The following is a 17,834-nucleotide window of genomic DNA, read 5'->3' as shown; positions in this document are numbered from 1 at the left end:
GGCCAAAAACAAAGCCCCGCAAGGTGAAAGCCTTGCGGGGCTTTTTTCATGGGCGGCAAAACAAGCTCACAAAGCCGCAGCCTCGATCTTCACCACCCAATAAGCGCCTTTGTCTTGCACCGCCTGGAAGCGCACTTTCTGACCGACTTGCAAGGTGTCGAGCTGCGCAGGTTCCTTGACCTGAAACACCATGCTCATGGGCGGCATGTCCAGGTTTTTGATCTCACCGTGTTTGAGTGCCACTTTGCCCGCGGCCTTGTCGATGCGCCGCACTTCGGCCGTCGCCCAAGGCAGCGTGGTGGTGTCACCGCTCACACGCTGCAGGCCGTCACGCTGCGCCATCCGCCGCAGTCCGGGGTAGTGTTGGAAGCTTTTACTGCTGCCGTCTTTTTGCACCAACAGCACGTCGTAGGCGTCTTTTCGGCCCTTGTATTCGGGACCATCCATGCCGGGGCTGCCCATGGGCATGCCGGGCACCGAGAGGCCCAGCGCCACGGGCCGCTCTTTGAGCAACCGGTGGATGTCGACGGCAGGCACATGGCCCTCAACCACATAGCCACCCACGGTGGCGGTGTGGCAGGAGCCCAGCACCTCGGGCATGCCCAAGCGCTTTCGGGCCGCGGTGTTGCCCACGTCACGCACCTCGACCTTGAAGCCACTGGCCTGCAGGTGTTCCACCCACAATTGGCAGCAGCCGCAATTGGGGTCCTTCCAGACTTGCACCGTGGTGGCTTGCGCCAAGGCGGTGCGCTCAAACCCGGTGAGGGCCAGCACAGCCGCCGCAGCCAGCCACTGGCGCCGAGGCAAGGCCTTGAATGTGGAATTGTTCATGGCGTGACTTCCTTACTGAACGGTGATGCGGCCGATCATGCCCGCTTCAAAATGGCCCGGAATCAGGCAGGCAAATTCAAAACTGCCTGCGCGATTGAAGGTCCAGACGATGGTGCCTTTCTTGCCGGGATCCACATGCGCCATGTAGGGCTCGTCGTGTTCCATGCCGGGGTGTTTTTTCATCATCTCGGCATGCGCCTTGAGTTCTTGCGGCGTGCCGATCACGATCTCGTGCAAGACCTTGCCCGCGTTCACTGCCACCAGGCGCACAGTCTCGCCCAGCTTGACCTGGATCTGGTTGGGTGCAAAACGCATGTTGTCGGTCATGCGGATCTCGATGGTGCGTTGCACCTTTTTCGGATCGCCGGCCATGCCCCAGTCTTTTTGCTCAGCGGGCGCAGTGGATGAGGCATGGTGGTTTTTGTGTGCAGAAGGCGCATGGGCCTGTGCCAGTGGCTGGGCCAGCAGGCCCATGCTCAAGATGACGGTGTTCAAAACGTTTTTCATGTTGTGTCCTGGATCAATGTGAATAGGATGGGGCGCCAATTTGTTGGCTTCAATGTTGCCCGTGGCCTTTGGGTTTGCGCGCCGTGCCTGATGCGGGAGCAGCCGGCTGACGGGCAGTTTCCGGTGCACGCGGCGTGGCCGCAGCTGGGCCCTTGTATTCAAAGGACTGCGTGCCCGGGGGTTGTGGGTAATCGCCCGGGTCGCTGTAGTCACCCGGCTTTTGCTCGGCCCGCACCTTGAGTGTGGTGAACATGCCACCCATTTCAATGGGGCCATAAGGCCCGGTGCCGGTCATCATAGGGAAGGTGTTCTCGGGCAACTCCATTTCCATCTCGCCCATGTCGGCCATGCCGCGTTCGCCCATGACCATGTAGTCGGGAATGAGCCGCTGGATTTTTTGCACCAGGCCCCGGTGGTCCACACCGATCATGGTGGGCACATCGTGGCCCATGGCGCCCATGGTGTGGTGGCTCTTGTGGCAGTGCATGGCCCAGTCACCGGGCTCATCGGCGATGAACTCCAGCTGCCGCATCTGGCCCACGGCCACGTCGGTCGTCACCTCGGGCCAACGCGCGGTGGGGGGCACAGGGCCGCCATCGGTGCCTGTGACTTCGAATTCGATGCCATGGATGTGGATGGGGTGGTTGGTCATGGTCAGGTTGCCCACACGCACCCGCACCCGGTCGTTCAGACGCGCCACCAGTGGGCTGATGCCCGGAAAGACCCGGCTGTTCCAACTCCAGATGTTCTGGTCCAGCATGGTGTTGACGTTGGGGGTTTTGGCCCCCGGGGTGACATCGTACGCGCTCAACAGAAAGGCGTAATCGCGGTCCACCTCGGCAATCAGCGGGTGCTGCCCCTTGGGGTGGGTGATCCACAAGCCCATCATGCCCATGGCCATTTGGGTCATCTCGTCGGCGTGCGGGTGGTACATGAACGTGCCGGGGCGGCGTGCCACAAACTCATACACATAGGTTTTGCCCACTGGGATCTGCTTTTGGTTCAGACCGCCCACACCGTCCATGCCGTTGGGCAGGCGCTGACCATGCCAGTGGATGGTGGTGTGCTCGGGCAATTGGTTGGTGACAAAGATCCGCACCTTGTCGCCCTCCACCACCTCGATGGTCGGGCCCGGGCTTTGGCCGTTGTAGCCCCACATGTTCACCACAAAGCCCGGCGCCATCTCGCGCACCACCGGCTCGGCCACCAGGTGGAACTCTTTGACGCCGTCCTTCATGCGAAACGGCAAGGTCCAGCCGTTCAAAGTGACCACCGGGTTGTAAGGCCGTCCGGCACCGGTCACGCCTGGCGGCGTCCAGGGTGGGGCGGTGTCGGGGCGGGTCTGGATGACGGGCTCTGGCAAAGCGGCCAGCGCACTTCGGCTGACGGCGCTGGTGACCACTGCGGCCCCTGCGACGGTGCCCGCAGCGGCGACGGCTCTTTGGAAAAAATCTCGGCGTTGCATGGTCAGTGTCCTGGGGTGCGGGTGTTGGAGGGGCTGGTGGATTCAGATTTGCTGGCGCTGTCCGTATAGGGCAAGCCCGCCAGCACAGCCATCAGATCGGCATGGGCCAACCAGCGCTGTCGCTGCGCCTGCAAAGCGGCGTCCACGCTGTCAATGCGCGTACGAACGCTAGCCAAGAGGTCCCAGGTGCTTTTGAGCATGCCGTTGTAACGCAGGAGGGTTTCTTGTGAGAGTTCGGTGTGCAGGCGCAGCACTTGGGCATGGGTTTGCTGCGCCGTCTGGTTGGCCACCTGCAACCCATTCAGAGCCATCTGCACATCGGCGCGCACCTGCCGCGCCAGCCGGTCGGCCTGCAGCCGTGCTTGCCAAGCGTTTTCAAAGGCGTGGCCCCAGGGCATCGTGCGGGGGTCCCACACGGGCGGCTCCTGCCCAGCCAATGCTTGCAGGGCTTTTTGCGCTGCCTGCAGATCTTGCGCACCCAAGCCGAGGCCTGCTGCGAGGCGACGGGCATGCAAGTCTTCCAATGGCCAGCGCAAATGGGCCTGCAGTGCCTGCGCCTGCAGGCCGGCCAGAGCCTCCGGGCTCGGCTCGGTCTGCACATCAAAAGGGGAAAGCGCCGGCAACTCCAGTGGCAGGTGCAAGGGCAACTGCTGCGCCAGGGCCTGCGCGGTCATGCCCGCACCGATCCGCTGCCACAAAGCCTGCAGGGCGCGATCGGCCTGCAGCTGCGCTTTGTCGGCGCGTGCACTGGCATCCCAGAGCACGAGTTCTTGCTCAATTTGACGGACACGGCTCCAGTTGCCCACTTGTGCCATGCGTTGGCCCAGCTCAGCTCCGGCTTGCGCCACGTCCAGAACATCACGGCTGTGCACCATCGACTGACGCGCCACCACCGCATTGACCCAAAGTCTTTGCACATCCAGGCGCACAGCCGCTATTTGCTGGCGCACTGTGGCCGTCTCGAGGGCACTCATGCCAGGCTTGAGCCACAGGGCTTCATCCTGCAAAGCCAGACGGGCGGCACGCGCCAATGTGAGTTGCACCGCGTCGGGATGCGCAGAAGCGTCCGGCATCGGCTGCAGGTTCTTTTGCTCCCATCGCAACAAGTCCAGATGGCCTCGCGGGAACTGCCCGACAGCACGGTTGGCGTCCTGCCAAGTGGGACTGGATGGGCCTGGCTTGGCCGATGGCGCTGCGGTAGATGGATTGCCGGGCTGCGTGCCATGCACATGGGCAAAGGTCGGAGCGCTTGCACCACGGGTTTGCGACCAGGCGGCAGGCCAAGCGCTGGCCAGCAGCACAGCACCCACGGCACCCAGCCTGGCAGCGCGATTCAAAAAGGGGATCATGTCAATTTCCTGAAACAGACGAACACGGCACCCACCCGCCTTGGCGGCGGGCAGACGCACCTGTGGCGTGTGGTTCAGGAAATGGGGGGTTTGGTCAGTGGCGCAGACGTGCGGGCCCGATGCACCCAAGACGCGCTGACCGGCAGCGGATGGGCCTGAACACCAGGCTGCACCAAGTGCCGCGTTGTCAGGCTCAAGCCTTGGTGACACACGCCGCACAACTGACAATGGCCATCGTGACAATCGGCAGCTTGAACAGCCGCATCGTGCAAGGCAAGCTGAGCGCTGTATTCGGGCAAGGGCTCTGACATGGCTTCATGGCAGTCATGCACCACAGGCACTTCGTTGTGCTGCGCCGGGCCAGCGGCAGACAGAACGGCGAGATGGCTCGAACCGCTTTCCGGCATGGGCATCCAAGCGCCTGCCCACAGCCGCAAGGGCATCAGGCACAGCAGGAAGCAAAGAAAAAAGCGTCGCATTTCGAAATCATAAGCCAAGCACCTCGAAGCTTGGGGGAGCAAGCTCGAATGTCCGTTCAGGCACTGCGCTCAGACAAAGGTGTGCAAGCGACCACGCGCATCGTAGGTGGTCAAAAACGGTTGCATGTTGCGCACCGATGCACCGTTCGTGGTCAAGTGGATCTGGGATGACACAAACCGGGGAGCTGGTGTGCACCGGCTGGCGTCGTAGGCACGACGCTGCTCGGGCTGGCTGAGCACGCTGTAGGCCTGGTTGATGCGGACCATCTTGGCTGCCCACAAGGAGGATGCACCCGCTTGCCGGTCGGGGTGGTAACGCTGTGCCAATGCACGAAAAGCCGCTCGAATGACTTCGGGCTCGGCTTGCGGTGTGACACCGAGTTCAGCGTAAAGGTCCATGGGGTAGTCCATGGCCAAATCATAAAATATGAATACATTTAAATTAAATAAAAGTATAAATTAAACGTATCAGATTGTTAAAAAATACACCCTTCTCACACCCCCATGAAGCGGCCAGTGCGGTCAAGACATCGCGCCTTAAAAGGCTGAGCCACTGGCAATCAGCTGTGGCCACACACCAGCCAATGGGCTTGGGTCAACCCTGGCGCACCCGCTGCAGCAAGGCAGCGCTCGATGCATCCAACCCCTCGGTCTGTCCCGACAGGATGCGTGCATGGATGTCCTTGGCCAACACCTTGCCCAGCTCCACACCCCATTGGTCAAAGCTGTTGATGCCCCAGACCGAACCGCTCACGAAAACACGGTGTTCCTGCAAGGCAATCAGTGCGCCCAAGCTGGCGGGTGTGAGCTCGTCGAGCAGCAAAAAGGTACTGGGCCGGTTGCCAGGGAAGTGCTTGTGTCCGCCTTCATCGGCTTGGCCCAACATGAGGGCCTGCGCCTGCGCGATCACATTCGCCAGCAGCAACTCATGGTGATCTTTCAAACTGTGTGTGGGCTTTTTCACGGCCATGAATTCCAGCGGCACCACGTCGGTGCCTTGGTGCAGCATCTGGAAGTAAGCATGCTGCCCGTTGGTGCCCGGCTCGCCCCACAGCACGGGCGAGGTGCCGTAAGGCAGCGCATGGCCGATGCGGTCCACCCGCTTGCCATTGCTCTCCATCTCCAGCTGCTGCAAATACGCGGGCAAGCGGCGCAGGGCGCTGTGGTACGGCGCAATGCTTCGGCTGGTGCAGTTCAAAAAGTTGCGGTACCAAACATCGAGCAAGCCCAAGCGCACGGGCAGGTTTTCTTCTAAAGGCGCGGCCTGAAAGTGTTGGTCCATCGCGTGCGCCCCGGCCAACAGTTCGCGAAAGCCCTTCGCCCCAATGGCGATGGCCACCGGCAGACCAATGGCCGACCACAGCGAGTAACGCCCACCCACCCAGTCCCAAAAACCAAAGGTGGTGGTGATGCCCATTTGCCCTGCAGCCGCCACGTTGGTGGTGAGCGCCGCAAAGTGGCGGGCCACGTCGGTGCCCCCTTGCGCTTGGAACCAGGCCAACGCCGAACGGGCATTGGTCATGGTCTCGATGGTGGTGAAGGTTTTAGACGCGATCAAGAACAGGGTGTTCTCGGCCTTCAAGCCCTTGAGCACGCCAGCCAGTTCATGGCCATCGACGTTGGACACAAAGTGAAAACGCTTGCCCGGGATCACGAAGTCTTGCAGCGCGAGCACGGCCATTTGTGGCCCCAAATCCGAACCCCCAATGCCGATGTTCACCACGTCGGTGATGTGTGTGTCGCCTCGCACCTGCTCGGCAAAGGCGAGCATGGGCTTCAAGGTGTCATGCACTTGCTGCAGGGGTGCGGTCAGATTACCGGTCAGTGAACCTTCTGGCTGGCGCAGCAGCCAGTGCATCACCGCGCGGCCTTCGGTGTTGTTGATGGGCTCACCGCGAAACATCGCATCGCGGTGCGCCGCCAGACCCGTCTGCCGCGCCAACTCGATCAGCAGCGCTTCGGTCGCGGTGTCGGTGTGGTTTTTGGACAGGTCGGCAAACACATGCGGTGCCGACTGGCTCAGGCCCTCAGCACGCTGCGCATCGGCCGCAAAAGCGGTGTGCAAATCAAAATCCTTGAATTGGGCCGCATGGGCCAACAAAGCTGTCCACGCCTGGGTTTGGTCACAACGCATCTCAGCCCTTTTGCATCAGCACTTCAAGCTTGACCGCATCGGCGCAAAAGGCGCGGATGCCTTCGGCCAGCTTCTCTGTGGCCATAGCGTCTTCATTGAGCGCCAAGCGGAAAGAGGCTTCCTCATAGGCCACAGCAGGCAGGTCCATGGTCTGCGCTGCTTGTGCGTCGAGCGATTTATCCAAAGGCGCATCGCTGGCGGCCAGCTGCGCCAGCAACTCGGGGCTGATGGTCAGCAAATCGCAACCGGCCAGCGCCGTGATCTGGCCGATGTTGCGGAATGACGCGCCCATCACCTCAGTGACAATGCCGTGCTTTTTGTAATGGTTGAAGATCGCCCGCACCGACTGCACGCCGGGGTCGTTGGCGCCCGACATGGCCGCTTCGTCCCAAGCGGCGCCTGCCGACTTTTTGTACCAGTCATAAATACGCCCTACAAAAGGCGAGATCAGTTGCACTTTGGCTTGGCCACAGGCCACGGCTTGGCAAAACGCAAACAACAGCGTCAGGTTGCAACGAATGCCTTCGCGCTCGAGTTCGGCTGCAGCCTGAATGCCCTCCCAGGTCGACGCGATCTTGATCAGCACACGCTCGCGGGCCATGCCTTGCGCCTCGTAGAGCGCCATGATGCGCCGCGCCCGGGCCACCGTGGCAGCAGTGTCAAAGCTCAAGCGGGCATCCACCTCGGTCGACACGCGACCGGGAATGGTCTTCAAAATCTCACAGCCAAAACGCACCAGCAAGTGGTCCATCACCACGTCCAGCGGCTGGCCCCGGTGCGTGGCCACGGCCTCGGCCAGCAAGGGCGCGTATTCGGGTTTTTGCACGGCCTTCAAGATCAAGGACGGGTTGGTCGTCGCGTCTTGGGGCTGGAACTGGGCCAATTGCTTGAAGTCGCCGGTATCGGCGACCACGGTGGTGAATTGTTTGAGGGCGTCGAGTTGGTTCATGGCATTTATTTGAAAGGTCGCTTGAATTATCCGTGAAACAAAGTTACATTACAAATCAATTTTTCATGTAACTCAAGAACATCATGGCTTTTGATTTGGTTTTCTTTGGCGGCACGGGCGATCTGGTCTGGCGCAAACTCATGCCTGCCCTGTTTCAGGCCTACCGCCACGACAGTCTGCCTGAAGGGGGCCGCATCATCGGTGTGGGCCGTGACGATCTGAGCGACGAACAATACCGCCAGCAAATTCAGTCTCGATTTGACCAAGTCGACGGGGACAAGCGGCCCAACAGCGAAGAATTCGCCCGCTTTGCCAGCCTGCTGTGTTACGTGCGCATGGACTTGTCCAAGCCGGAGTCCTATGCGGCCTTGTCAGCCCGTTTGGCCGAGCGCGAGACCGACAGCGTGGTGATGTATTTGTCCACCGCGCCCAGCCTGTTCACCACCGTCTGCGAGCAACTCGCCGCCAACGGCCTGAACACTGCCAAAACCCGCATCGTGCTCGAAAAGCCCCTGGGCCACGACCTGGCCTCCAACCGCGCCATCAACCAAGCGGTGGGCCAAGTCTTCAAAGAGCAACAAATCTTCCGCATCGACCACTACCTGGGCAAGCCCGCGGTGCAAAACCTGTTTGCGCTGCGCTTTGGCAACGCCTTGTTTGAGCCCTTGTGGCGGCGCGAGCACATCGCCAACATCCAGATCACCATGTCCGAAGAGCTGGGTGTGGAAAAACGCGGCGGCTTTTACGAAACCACGGGCGCCCTGCGCGACATGGTGCAAAACCACGCACTGCAACTGCTGTGTGCGATTGCCATGGAGCCCCCGATCAACGCCCATGCCGACGCCATCCGCGACGAAAAGCTCAAGGTGCTGCGTGCTCTGAAACCCTGGACACCCGAGACCCTGAGCCAACACGTCATCCGCGGTCAGTACAGCGCGGGCAATGTGTTTGGCCAGGCCGTGCCCGGCTACCGCGAGGAGCCCGGCGTGAACACGACCAGCAGCACCGAAACCTTTGTGGCACTGCGCACCGAGATCGCCAACTGGCGCTGGGCGGGCGTGCCGTTTTACATCCGTACCGGCAAACGCATGGCTTCGCGTGAGGCACACATCGAGATCAATTTCCGAAAAACGCCGCACGAGATCTTCAAAAGCCCATTGGGCCAAGCCAACAAACTGGTCATCCACCTGCAACCCAAAGACGGGCTGGAGTTGCACCTGTTTGCCCAAGGCCAAAGCAAACGCGGCGAAGGCAGCGGTGGCGCCACCCTGAGCCCGGTGCACCTGGACCTGGACTTTGACAAACGCTTTGGCAGCCAGCGGGTGGGCGCTTACGAACGCTTGCTGCTCGATGTGCTGGACGGCCGACTGAACCTGTTCGTGCGCAGCGACGAACAAGAAGAAGCCTGGCGCTGGGTCGAACCGATCTTGCAGCACTGGCAGAACGACACCATGGGCCCCCGCCCCTATGCGGCGGGCACCTGGGGGCCGAGCGCATCCAGCGCCATGATCGCCCGTGACGGCTTTTGCTGGTCCGAAGAAATCTAAACCGGAGACACCCCATGCTCGACCGCATCAAAGCCTCTTTGCCCTCCCTGGCTCCAGCCGAGCAACGCGTGGGCAAGCTGGTCTTGGCCGACCCACGGGCCTTTGCCAACTTGCCCGTCACGGAGTTGGCCGACCGGGCGCATGTGAGCAAACCCACCGTGGTGCGCTTTTGCCGCAGTGTGGGTTACGACGGTTTGTCCGACTTCAAACTCAAGCTGGCCGGCAGTGTGAGTGAAGGTGTGCCCTTCATTCACCGCAGCGTGGATGTGGACGACAAAACCAGCGACATCGCGGTCAAAGTCATTGACAACACCGTGGCCGCGTTTTTGAAGTACCGCAACGATGCCAGCTCTTTCGCGCTGGAGCATGCCGCACAAGCACTGGCCGCCACGCAAAAAACCAACCGCCGCATCGAGTTTTACGGCGTGGGCAATTCCGGCATCGTGGCGCAAGACGCACAACACAAATTCTTCCGCCTGGGTGTGAACGCCATCGCCTACAGCGATGGCCACATGCAGGTCATGAGCGCCTCCATGCTCAAGCCGGGTGACTGCGCGGTGATCATTTCCAACTCGGGCCGCACACGTGACTTGATGGACGCCTGCGATATCGCCAAAAAACAAGGCGCCACCACCATCGTCATCACCGCCAGCGGCTCGCCTCTGGCCAGCGCCGGGCACATCCACCTCACGGCCGACCACCCCGAGGGCTACGACAAATACAGCCCCATGGTCTCGCGCCTGCTGCACCTGCTCATCATCGACATCTTGGCCACCACCGTGGCCTTACGCATCGGCGAGGAACTGCAGCCCGTGTTGCGCGACATGAAGAAAAACCTGAGCAGCAAACGTTACACCTGAGCCATGGGGCGCTGGGCCCCACATCAGCGCTTAGGCCAGGCCATGCGGATCCGGGTTCCCCGCCCGTTCTCGAGCGGGCTGATCAACGACATCACAGCCCCGTGCTGGTTGGCGATTTCCTTGACGATGGCCAACCCCAGGCCACTGCCATTCACACCCGATGGGGCCGCTCGGTAAAAACGCTCGAACACATGGGCCTGGTGCTCGAGCGCAATGCCCGGCCCATCGTCTTGCACTTCCAGCCAAGACTCACCCACCCGCACCGTGATGTGGGTGCCCACCGGGCCGTGGTGAATAGCGTTGTCGATCAGGTTGCTCAGTGCCTCGTGCAGCAACAGGTCCACGCCCTGCACCTCGCACTGCGCCACTTGCACCTCCAAGCCCAGGTCATCACCCAATTGGTGGGCCCGCATCAAATGCTCTTGCGTGACCCGGCGAGCCAAATCCACCAAGTCCACGGTGTGCGGGCTGTGCATCTCACGCGCATGCTCCACCCGGGTCATGGCCAAGAGTTGCTCGGTCAGGCGCACCGCGTCATCGGTGGTTTGCCGCGCTGCTGACAAGAGCGCTTGGGCCTGTTCGGGCTCGGCATTGCGCTGGGCCAATGCCAGCTGTGTTTTCAGGGCCGTGAGCGGTGTGCGCAGTTGGTGCGCGGCATTGTCCAAAAAGCGTTTGCGGATATCGATCAGGCGGCCCAAGCGCTCCAAGTAGCTGTTGAGCGTATCGATCAGGGGCCGCAACTCGCGTGGCAAGTCCGGCGGCTGGATGGGCAAGAAATCATCGTCGGCTTTGTTCGCCAGTTGACGGCGAAACGACTCCAGCGGCCGAATGCCGCGCTGCACGCCACAGACCACCAACAAGGCAGCCGCCAACAGCAGCAGGCCTTGGCTGCCCAAGGTGTCCCACAAAATATGCTGGATCAGCTGTTGCCTCGCTTCCATGGTTTCAGCGACGGTGATCTTGATCAGCGGCTCGCTCAAGCTGGCGTCTTCCATGACGTGCGTGAGCTGCGCCAATCGCACAGGCTGGTTCAGGTACACCCCGTCGTCAAACTGCACCAGGGCAAAGTACTTGACCGCCGACTGCGTGCGCACAGGCGCATCAGGCAAAGCGGCAACCCCTGCCAGCCACTGGCCAGCGGGCGTGGTCACTTTGTAAAACAAACGTGAGCCGGTATGGTTCTCGAACAAATAACCCGCCGCCTTCATCACGTCCAACTGCAGCCGTCCGTCCTGCCAAGACAGCTCTTCGGCCAGCGTTCGTGCAGCCAGGTACAAGGAGCGATCATAAGCCTCATTGGCGGCCTCCACCGCGTTGCCATACCCGACCCAAGCATTCACGCCAATCAAGCCGGTCAAGGGCAGCAAGATCCAGCTGAGCAAGCGCCTGCGCAAGGACGCCACGGCTCGGCCCGAATGCCCATGGTCCAACCTCATGCCGACCCCAAAGGTGAAGTCAGCATGTAGCCCATGCCGCGAAAGGTGGAGATCACCACCTCGGACGAGCCCCCCGATGCGGCCGCTGCCGCCTCGATTTTTTTGCGCAGGCGGTAAATCAGCACCTCCACCGCGTCCAGTCCGGTGGCCTCATCGGCAAACACGTCGGCATGCAGCTGCTCCTTGCTGACGGTGCGCTGGGGCGACGACAAGAGCACACGCAAGGCGGCCGCCTCGCGCTGGGTCAAGGCGAGCACCTGGCCGTGCCACCAGACGGTGCTGGTTTCAGGCGCCATCTCCAGCGGCCCCCAACGCAATGTGTTGGTTTTGGCGCGGCCATGGCGACGCAGCAAGACCTGCAAACGGGCTTCTAGTTCGCTCAAATCAAAGGGCTTGGGCAAATAGTCGTCGGCCCCCATGTTCAGGCCCAGCACCCGGTCCGGCACACTGGCCCGCGCCGTCAAAATCAGCACCGGGACCGCATCGCCCCGCGCACGCAAGTCCTGCAACACGCTCAAGCCATCTTGCCCGGGCAACTGCAAATCCAGCAGCACCGCATCAAACCCATGACCGGTCTGAAGACAGCGCTCGGCCGCATGGCCATCCGTGGCAAATTCGACCTGCATGCCCCCCTGTCGCAAGGCCGTGCCCAGCCACAGCGCAATGTCGGGGGTGTCCTCCACCAGCAGGATTCGGGGTGTCATAGCGCTTTGAGGGTATTCACTGAATGGATTTGACAGGTGATTGACAGCTTGACGCCCGGTGCGGCACCAAAATCGTGTCATCTGCTCATGGTTTGCGCCGAGCAGTGGTGTTTTTATTTTCACACAGGAGACCTGCATGTCCATTTCCAAACGCGACTTCCTCGCCCTCGGCGCTGCCGCTGGTGCTTCGTTCACCCTGCCCGCCTGGGCCCAGGCCAAACCCCTGATCGCCAGCATCAACATGTTCGTGCCCGCAGCACCCGGTGGCGGCTGGGACGGCACCGCCCGCGCCATGGAGCGTGCCGCCAAGGCCGCAGGCCTGGTCGGCACCATGCAGTTTGAAAACGTCGGCGGTGCTGGCGGCATGGTGGGTCTGCCCCGCTTTGTGAACCAGCGCAAAGGCCAGGGCAACACGCTCATGGTGGGCGGCTCGGTCATGATCGGTGCGGGCATTGCCAACAAGAGCCCCGTCACCATCAAAGACGTGACCCCAATCGCTCGCCTGACCGAAGAAGCTGGCGTGATTGTGGTGCCTGCCAACGGCAAGATCAAAACCTGGAAAGAACTCGAAGCCGCCCTCAAGGCCAACCCCAAGGCCGTCTCGGTCGCAGGCGGCAGCGCTGGCGGCACCGACCACCTGATTTTGGGCATGCTGATCAAGGCCCTGGGCAAAAACCCCCGCGAAGCCGCTTACGTGGCGTTTGCTGGCGGCGGCCCCGCCAACGCCGCGATTTTGGGTGGTCAAGTGTCTGCTGGTATCTCGGGCTACTCGGAATTTGAAGAACAAATCAAAGCCGGTCGCATGATCCCGCTGGCTGTGTCCGGCAAGCGCCGCATCCCTGGCGTGAATGTCCCCACACTGAGCGAGTTGGGCATCAACGTGACCGAATCGAACTGGCGCGGTGTGTTTGCCCCCCCCGGCATCACGGCCGCCCAACGCGAAGCCATGATCGACTTTGTGACCAAGCTCAACGCTTCGGCGCCTTGGAAGCAAGAATTGGAAACACGCAAGTGGACCGACGCCTTCATGACCGAGCGTCCCTTTGAGCGCGACCTGGGCAAAGACATCGAAGAAAAAATCGTCCTGATGAAAGAGCTGGGCCTGGCATGACGCCTCTTCGCGTTGCCTTCTTGCTGGCCGCCCTTTGCGGGGTGGCCGCCTGGCAAGTCACGGTCATCCCCGAATCCATGATGCAGATGACCGTGGGTCCTGTGCTGGCACCGGGCGTGATCGTGGCTGCGCTGAGCGCTTTCGCCGTGTTGTACGGCGTGAGTGCTTGGCGTGGTCACCAAACCGATGAAAGCCAGGCACCCGACCAGTCGCCCCTGCCTGGCGCCAATGCCCGGGTCCTCAGCTTGTTGGGCGGAGGTGTGGCCTTCATCGTTTTGGTGATTCCCTTGGGCTTTGTGATCCCCGGCACGCTGTGTGGCATGGGCGTGGCACGCGCGTTTGATGCGCCCTTGGGCCTCAAATCGGCCCTGATCTGCGCCGCCATCGCCAGCACCTTTTGGTTTGTGTTTGCCCAATTGCTGGGCGTGGGCTTGGGCCCTGCACTGCCCTGGTTGATTTGAAGCGGTCTCTGCTTCGCTTCATCGCCCAACGTTTTTTCGATCGGATTTCCCATGGAAGCTTTTAACGCCCTGATGGGCGGCTTTGCCATTGCCTTGCAGCCCACCACCTTGATGTGGGGCTTTGTGGGCTGCTTTGTTGGCACGCTCGTGGGCGTGCTGCCCGGCATTGGCCCAGCGCTGACCATTGCCTTGCTGCTGCCCCTGACCTACCATGTGCCCGCCACCAGCATGTTTGTCATGTTCGCGGGCATCTACTACGGCGCGGCTTACGGCGGCTCCACCACCTCCATTTTGCTCAACACACCGGGTGAGTCGGCGGCGGTGGTCACAGCGCTCGAGGGCAACAAAATGGCCCGACGGGGCCGAGCGGGTCAAGCCCTGGCCACAGCCGCCATCGGCAGCTTTGTGGCGGGCACCATCGGCACCTTGGCTTTGACTTTTGTGGCCCCTTGGGTGGTCGAAGCTGCTTTGGCCTTTGGCCCAGCCGAATACTTCAGCCTGATGGTGCTGTCGGTGGTGGCGGTCTCGGCCGTGCTGGGCAACTCCATGTTGCGCGGCCTGGTCGCTTTGGGCCTGGGCTTGCTGCTGGGCATGGTGGGTGTGGACCTGCAAACCGGGCAGCCCCGATTCACTTTTGGCCGCCCCGAATTGCTGGACGGCATCGAAGTGACCGTGGCCGCTGTGGGCTTGTTTGCGGTGGGCGAGGCGCTGTACCTGGCTTGGCAGGGGCGCGAGTCCAAAGGTGGCGAAGTCATGAAATTGACGGGCAGCCTGTGGATGAGCAAGAGTGACTGGGCGCGTTCCTGGAAAGCCTGGTTCCGTGGCGCGTTCTTTGGCTTTCCCATTGGTGCCATGCCCGCAGGCGGGGCCGAATTGCCCACATTGCTGTCGTACTACACCGAGAAAAAACTCTCCAAACACCCCGAAGAATTTGGCCATGGCGCGATCGAAGGCGTGGCAGGCCCCGAAGCCGCCAACAACGCCGCCGCTGCAGGCGTGTTGATGCCCCTGCTGACCTTGGGCATCCCCACCTCGGCCACCGCCGCCATCATGCTGTCGGCCTTTGAAGGCTACGGCATCCAGACCGGCCCACAGCTGTTCAGCCAACAAAGCGGCTTGGTCTGGACACTGATCGCCAGCCTCTACATCGGCAACGTGATCTTGCTGGTGCTCAACCTGCCTCTGGTGAGTTTGTGGGTCAAGCTGCTCAAGATCCCGCCGCCATGGCTCTATGCCGGCATCATCGTGATCTCCACCGCGGGTGTTTACGGCGCGGGCAACTCGGTGTTCAACGTGGGCTTGTTGTTTGTCTTCGGCTTGCTGGGTTACATCATGCGCCGCTTTGACTTTCCGGCGGCCCCTCTCATCGTGGGCCTGATCCTGGCGCCGCTGGGCGAGCAATCCATGCGCCAGGCACTGACCATCAGCCAGGGCGACTGGTCCACCTTCTTCACGCGGCCTTTGTCAGGCAGCCTCATGGCGGTGGCCGTCCTGCTGCTGATCGTTCCGACACTTTGGCGACAATTTCGCCGCGGTGCCAAGTCTTGATCCGTAATTACCCGCTTCAAATGCATCGTTTTTTTTGCTTTGATACGGGTTCATTTTTGACATACCGAGCTCACAGACATGCAAGACTCCCAATCCCCTCTGATCCCGCGCCGTGACTACCTCAAATGGATGGGTGCAGCAGGCTTAGCCGCCACGGGCGTTTCGGGCCATGCCCAATCGGCCTGGCCCAACAAACCCATCCGCTGGATCATCCCGTTTGCCCCCGGTGGCACCTCCAGCATCGTGGCCCGTGGCATTGCTGCCCAGCTGACCAAACAATTGGGTGCATCTTTTGTCATTGACAACAAAGGCGGCGGCGGCGGCGTGCCCGCCATGCAAGAACTCCACCGTGCCCCGGCCGACGGCTACACCATCATCATGAGCCACATCGGCCTGATGGCGGTCAACCCCCTGATTTACCCCGACAGCGGCTACGACGTGAACAAGGACTTTGTGCCTGTCACCCTGCTCTCGCGTGTGCCCAGCTTGTTTGTGGTTCACAAAGACGTGCCAGTCACCGACATGAAATCCTTGATCGCCTACGTCAAGGCCCGTCCTGGTCAGTTGAACTACGCCTCTGCTGGTAACGCCAGCGCTGGCCACCTGGCCATGGAAGCGCTCAAGCTGGCCACCGGCATGTTCGTCACCCACATCCCCTACCGCGGCACAGGCCCAGCGCTCAACGACGTGCTGGCCGGTCGCATCCAATTGTTCTCAGCAGGCACCCCTGCCCTGTTGCCCCACATCAAGAGCGGTGCCGTGCGTTGCATTGCTGTGGGCACCACCGAACGTATCCCTGTCTTGCCCGACGTGCCCACGGTGCAGGAATTGGGCTTCAAAGACTTTGAAACGGTGCAGTGGTACGGCATCCATGCCCGCGCAGGCACACCACCCGAAATCATCACCAAGCTGCAACAAGAATGCGCCAAAGCCGTCAAGTCGCCCGAAGTGGTGGCTCAAAACGCGGCCGAAAGCGCCATCCCTGGCGGTGGCACACCCGCTGAATACGCCGCCTTTGTGGCCCGTGAACAGGCCCGCTGGAAAGAGGTCGTGATCAAGGGGCAGATTCGTCCCGGTTGATCACCGCGTCATGACTTGGACGTGCGCCTGCTTTGCAGCATGGCCACGTTCATCTCGCCATCGAGCGCCGAGGCATAAAAGCGCTCGATCATCTGCACCGATGTACGGGCGTTCCGGGCCAAGGTCAACATGTCAATGCCTTGGCCATAAAGCAAACGGAACATGATCGACGTGTGCCGCAAGCAATACAAGGTGCGCAAACGGCCCAGCGAGTCAGCAGGCGCGACACCCGCCTCGCGCATCACCCATTTGAACCAGAAACCCAATACCGCCAGAGCATAGGTGCGGTCTTTTTCAGCGGGTAAAAAGACATAATCGTCCGGTTCACCATGTCCGTCCCGACGGGCTTTGGCCAAAGCTGCTTCATAAACCTGTACTGCGGGCCGCAAAGTCACCATGGGCGCATCATGGCGCTTGGTCTGCGGCAAGGTCATGCGCAAATACACACTGCTGCCGCGAACGACTTGAACATGCTTGTGCTTGAGCTGACGCAAATCCCCCGGTCGAACAAAGCTGTTGACCATGAACCGAATGGCCCACGCCATGTCTGGCGGCAGGCTCAAGTGCCGAGGATGCACCCAAAACCGCTCGCGATAGCCCGTGGACGCCTTGATCTCTGGCGCCTTGTCGCCAGTCCGGGCCAAACGATGGGCCGTGTGCACCACCGCGGCATACTCCTTCAAACTCAGCATCGACCGAGGTCGGTTGGCCACCTTGATGGCGGGCAACTCAGGCACTTCCCTCAAAAAACCATGCCGAATGGCCAGTTTGAGCAACTTGCGCACCACCACCAAATACTGGGACACCGTGGTTGAACTGAGCCGACTGTCGGTCAAACGACGGACAAAAGCGTCCATCATCATCGGCGTCACTTGGGACGGCGGAATGTACTTGAAATAAGGCAAAACATGCGCGTCCAGCCGATTTTTGAGAATCCCCACCGAAGCCGCACTCAACTCGCCGCGTTTGACACGCTGGTTTTCAATCTCAATCAACTGGTCCGCCAGCACGTCAAAGCGATTAAAGCGCATCGCCCCCTGCGTCAACACCGATTCAGCCATCTGGGCACGCGCAGTTTTAACCCGCGGTGATCGAGGCGCAGGTGCAGGCTCGGGCTCCTCGTCTTCGGTGTCATCCCGATCATCCAAGTCGACCGTGCGACGAGGCGGGCGGCCTGGGCTGTCCTGCTGAGAGATTTTTTTCCAAAACTCCGGACTGACCACATAAAAAACCGGCTGATTAGCATCCAAGATGGCCACCGCTGAAGCACCAGACCCCTCCACAATGGCCATCGGCTGACCCAAAAAGTCATCCAGACTGGCGCATACAGAGGCTAAAAGGGGCCGAATTTTCATAGCTAGAGAAGTATAGAG

General features: G+C 61.2%; 17 protein-coding genes. 6 read left to right on the top strand and 11 right to left on the bottom strand.

The genetic code is table 11. From position 1 onward, the window contains the following. Positions 1-66: 66 nt before the first annotated feature. The 8 genes from L63ED372_RS16650 to tal form a co-directional block, all read right to left on the bottom strand. Positions 67-831, bottom strand: coding sequence for a copper-binding protein (locus L63ED372_RS16650; protein WP_197275302.1), 765 nt, complete (start codon positions 829-831; stop codon positions 67-69). 12 nt (positions 832-843) lie between these two features. Continuing rightward, positions 844-1,338: a cupredoxin domain-containing protein gene (locus L63ED372_RS01480; protein WP_062402321.1), complete on the bottom strand. Its 495-nt coding sequence runs from the start codon at positions 1,336-1,338 to the stop codon at positions 844-846. A gap of 49 nt (positions 1,339-1,387) precedes the next feature. Beyond that, positions 1,388-2,803, bottom strand: a complete 1,416-nt coding sequence (locus tag L63ED372_RS01475) for a multicopper oxidase family protein (RefSeq protein ID WP_062402318.1) — start codon at positions 2,801-2,803, stop codon at positions 1,388-1,390. A 2-nt stretch (positions 2,804-2,805) separates the two neighbouring features. Continuing rightward, a complete protein-coding gene (locus tag L63ED372_RS01470; RefSeq protein ID WP_062402315.1) occupies positions 2,806-4,152 on the bottom strand; it encodes a hypothetical protein in 1,347 nt (448 codons plus the stop codon). 74 nt (positions 4,153-4,226) lie between these two features. Next, a complete protein-coding gene (locus L63ED372_RS01465; protein WP_156343528.1) occupies positions 4,227-4,631 on the bottom strand; it encodes a hypothetical protein in 405 nt (134 codons plus the stop codon). 69 nt (positions 4,632-4,700) lie between these two features. Then, on the bottom strand, positions 4,701-5,030 hold the full coding sequence (locus tag L63ED372_RS01460; RefSeq protein WP_197275301.1) for a J domain-containing protein: 330 nt from the start codon (positions 5,028-5,030) through the stop codon (positions 4,701-4,703). Between the two features lie 196 nt (positions 5,031-5,226). Beyond that, on the bottom strand, positions 5,227-6,765 hold the full coding sequence (gene pgi / locus L63ED372_RS01455) for a glucose-6-phosphate isomerase (RefSeq protein ID WP_062402303.1): 1,539 nt from the start codon (positions 6,763-6,765) through the stop codon (positions 5,227-5,229). A 1-nt stretch (position 6,766) separates the two neighbouring features. Further along, positions 6,767-7,714, bottom strand: a complete 948-nt coding sequence (tal, locus tag L63ED372_RS01450; protein ID WP_062402300.1) for a transaldolase — start codon at positions 7,712-7,714, stop codon at positions 6,767-6,769. A gap of 83 nt (positions 7,715-7,797) precedes the next feature. Here tal and zwf point away from each other — a divergent pair, with 83 nt between their 5' ends. After that, a complete protein-coding gene (gene zwf / locus L63ED372_RS01445) occupies positions 7,798-9,261 on the top strand; it encodes a glucose-6-phosphate dehydrogenase (protein ID WP_062402297.1) in 1,464 nt (487 codons plus the stop codon). 14 nt (positions 9,262-9,275) lie between these two features. Continuing rightward, complete coding sequence (locus L63ED372_RS01440; RefSeq protein WP_062402293.1) at positions 9,276-10,121, top strand: MurR/RpiR family transcriptional regulator; 846 nt, start codon at positions 9,276-9,278, stop codon at positions 10,119-10,121. A 23-nt stretch (positions 10,122-10,144) separates the two neighbouring features. On the opposite strand, the gene L63ED372_RS01435 is transcribed toward L63ED372_RS01440, so the two are convergent. Together L63ED372_RS01435 and L63ED372_RS01430 are read right to left on the bottom strand one after the other, a co-directional pair. Then, positions 10,145-11,557, bottom strand: coding sequence for a sensor histidine kinase (locus L63ED372_RS01435; RefSeq protein ID WP_062402289.1), 1,413 nt, complete (start codon positions 11,555-11,557; stop codon positions 10,145-10,147). Further along, a complete protein-coding gene (locus tag L63ED372_RS01430) occupies positions 11,554-12,261 on the bottom strand; it encodes a response regulator transcription factor (RefSeq protein WP_062402286.1) in 708 nt (235 codons plus the stop codon). The genes L63ED372_RS01435 and L63ED372_RS01430 overlap by 4 nt, the downstream gene beginning before the upstream one ends. A 136-nt stretch (positions 12,262-12,397) precedes the next feature. On the opposite strand from L63ED372_RS01430, the gene L63ED372_RS01425 reads away from it, so the two are divergent. The 4 genes from L63ED372_RS01425 (at position 12,398) to L63ED372_RS01410 (ending at position 16,461) form a co-directional block, all read left to right on the top strand. Next, the gene (locus L63ED372_RS01425; protein WP_062402282.1) at positions 12,398-13,372 is read left to right on the top strand and encodes a Bug family tripartite tricarboxylate transporter substrate binding protein; all 975 of its coding nucleotides are present in this window, start codon (positions 12,398-12,400) and stop codon (positions 13,370-13,372) included. Continuing rightward, entirely contained in the window at positions 13,369-13,833 is a 465-nt protein-coding gene (locus L63ED372_RS01420) for a tripartite tricarboxylate transporter TctB family protein (RefSeq protein ID WP_062402279.1), read from the top strand. Before L63ED372_RS01425 ends, L63ED372_RS01420 begins: the two co-directional genes overlap by 4 nt. Before the next feature lie 51 nt (positions 13,834-13,884). After that, the gene (locus L63ED372_RS01415) at positions 13,885-15,381 is read left to right on the top strand and encodes a tripartite tricarboxylate transporter permease (RefSeq protein WP_062402275.1); all 1,497 of its coding nucleotides are present in this window, start codon (positions 13,885-13,887) and stop codon (positions 15,379-15,381) included. A 78-nt stretch (positions 15,382-15,459) separates the two neighbouring features. Beyond that, positions 15,460-16,461 carry a Bug family tripartite tricarboxylate transporter substrate binding protein gene (locus L63ED372_RS01410; protein ID WP_062402272.1) on the top strand — a complete coding sequence of 334 codons (1,002 nt, stop codon included), beginning with the start codon at positions 15,460-15,462 and terminating at the stop codon, positions 16,459-16,461. Between the two features lie 8 nt (positions 16,462-16,469). On the opposite strand, the gene L63ED372_RS01405 is transcribed toward L63ED372_RS01410, so the two are convergent. Next, positions 16,470-17,816 (bottom strand): phage integrase SAM-like domain-containing protein, encoded by a 1,347-nt coding sequence (locus L63ED372_RS01405; RefSeq protein WP_231624527.1) that lies wholly within the window; start codon positions 17,814-17,816, stop codon positions 16,470-16,472. Between the last annotated feature and the right edge of the window lie 18 nt (positions 17,817-17,834).

The organism is Limnohabitans sp. 63ED37-2 (genome assembly GCF_001412535.1).
Classification (GTDB): Bacteria; Pseudomonadota; Gammaproteobacteria; order Burkholderiales; family Burkholderiaceae_C; genus Limnohabitans_A.
This window is presented reverse-complemented; position numbering and strand designations above follow the sequence as displayed.

Bases quoted from the DNA above. Each gene is read 5' to 3' on its own strand.
- L63ED372_RS16650 (WP_197275302.1), bottom strand. From the start codon at position 831: ATGAACAATTCCACATTCAAGGCCTTGCCTCGGCGCCAGTGGCTGGCT.
- L63ED372_RS01480 (WP_062402321.1), bottom strand. From the start codon at position 1,338: ATGAAAAACGTTTTGAACACCGTCATCTTGAGCATGGGCCTGCTGGCC.
- L63ED372_RS01475 (WP_062402318.1), bottom strand. From the start codon at position 2,803: ATGCAACGCCGAGATTTTTTCCAAAGAGCCGTCGCCGCTGCGGGCACC.
- L63ED372_RS01470 (WP_062402315.1), bottom strand. From the start codon at position 4,152: ATGATCCCCTTTTTGAATCGCGCTGCCAGGCTGGGTGCCGTGGGTGCT.
- L63ED372_RS01465 (WP_156343528.1), bottom strand. From the start codon at position 4,631: ATGCGACGCTTTTTTCTTTGCTTCCTGCTGTGCCTGATGCCCTTGCGG.
- L63ED372_RS01460 (WP_197275301.1), bottom strand. From the start codon at position 5,030: ATGGACCTTTACGCTGAACTCGGTGTCACACCGCAAGCCGAGCCCGAA.
- pgi (WP_062402303.1), bottom strand. From the start codon at position 6,765: ATGCGTTGTGACCAAACCCAGGCGTGGACAGCTTTGTTGGCCCATGCG.
- tal (WP_062402300.1), bottom strand. From the start codon at position 7,714: ATGAACCAACTCGACGCCCTCAAACAATTCACCACCGTGGTCGCCGAT.
- zwf (WP_062402297.1), top strand. From the start codon at position 7,798: ATGGCTTTTGATTTGGTTTTCTTTGGCGGCACGGGCGATCTGGTCTGG.
- L63ED372_RS01440 (WP_062402293.1), top strand. From the start codon at position 9,276: ATGCTCGACCGCATCAAAGCCTCTTTGCCCTCCCTGGCTCCAGCCGAG.
- L63ED372_RS01435 (WP_062402289.1), bottom strand. From the start codon at position 11,557: ATGAGGTTGGACCATGGGCATTCGGGCCGAGCCGTGGCGTCCTTGCGC.
- L63ED372_RS01430 (WP_062402286.1), bottom strand. From the start codon at position 12,261: ATGACACCCCGAATCCTGCTGGTGGAGGACACCCCCGACATTGCGCTG.
- L63ED372_RS01425 (WP_062402282.1), top strand. From the start codon at position 12,398: ATGTCCATTTCCAAACGCGACTTCCTCGCCCTCGGCGCTGCCGCTGGT.
- L63ED372_RS01420 (WP_062402279.1), top strand. From the start codon at position 13,369: ATGACGCCTCTTCGCGTTGCCTTCTTGCTGGCCGCCCTTTGCGGGGTG.
- L63ED372_RS01415 (WP_062402275.1), top strand. From the start codon at position 13,885: ATGGAAGCTTTTAACGCCCTGATGGGCGGCTTTGCCATTGCCTTGCAG.
- L63ED372_RS01410 (WP_062402272.1), top strand. From the start codon at position 15,460: ATGCAAGACTCCCAATCCCCTCTGATCCCGCGCCGTGACTACCTCAAA.
- L63ED372_RS01405 (WP_231624527.1), bottom strand. From the start codon at position 17,816: ATGAAAATTCGGCCCCTTTTAGCCTCTGTATGCGCCAGTCTGGATGAC.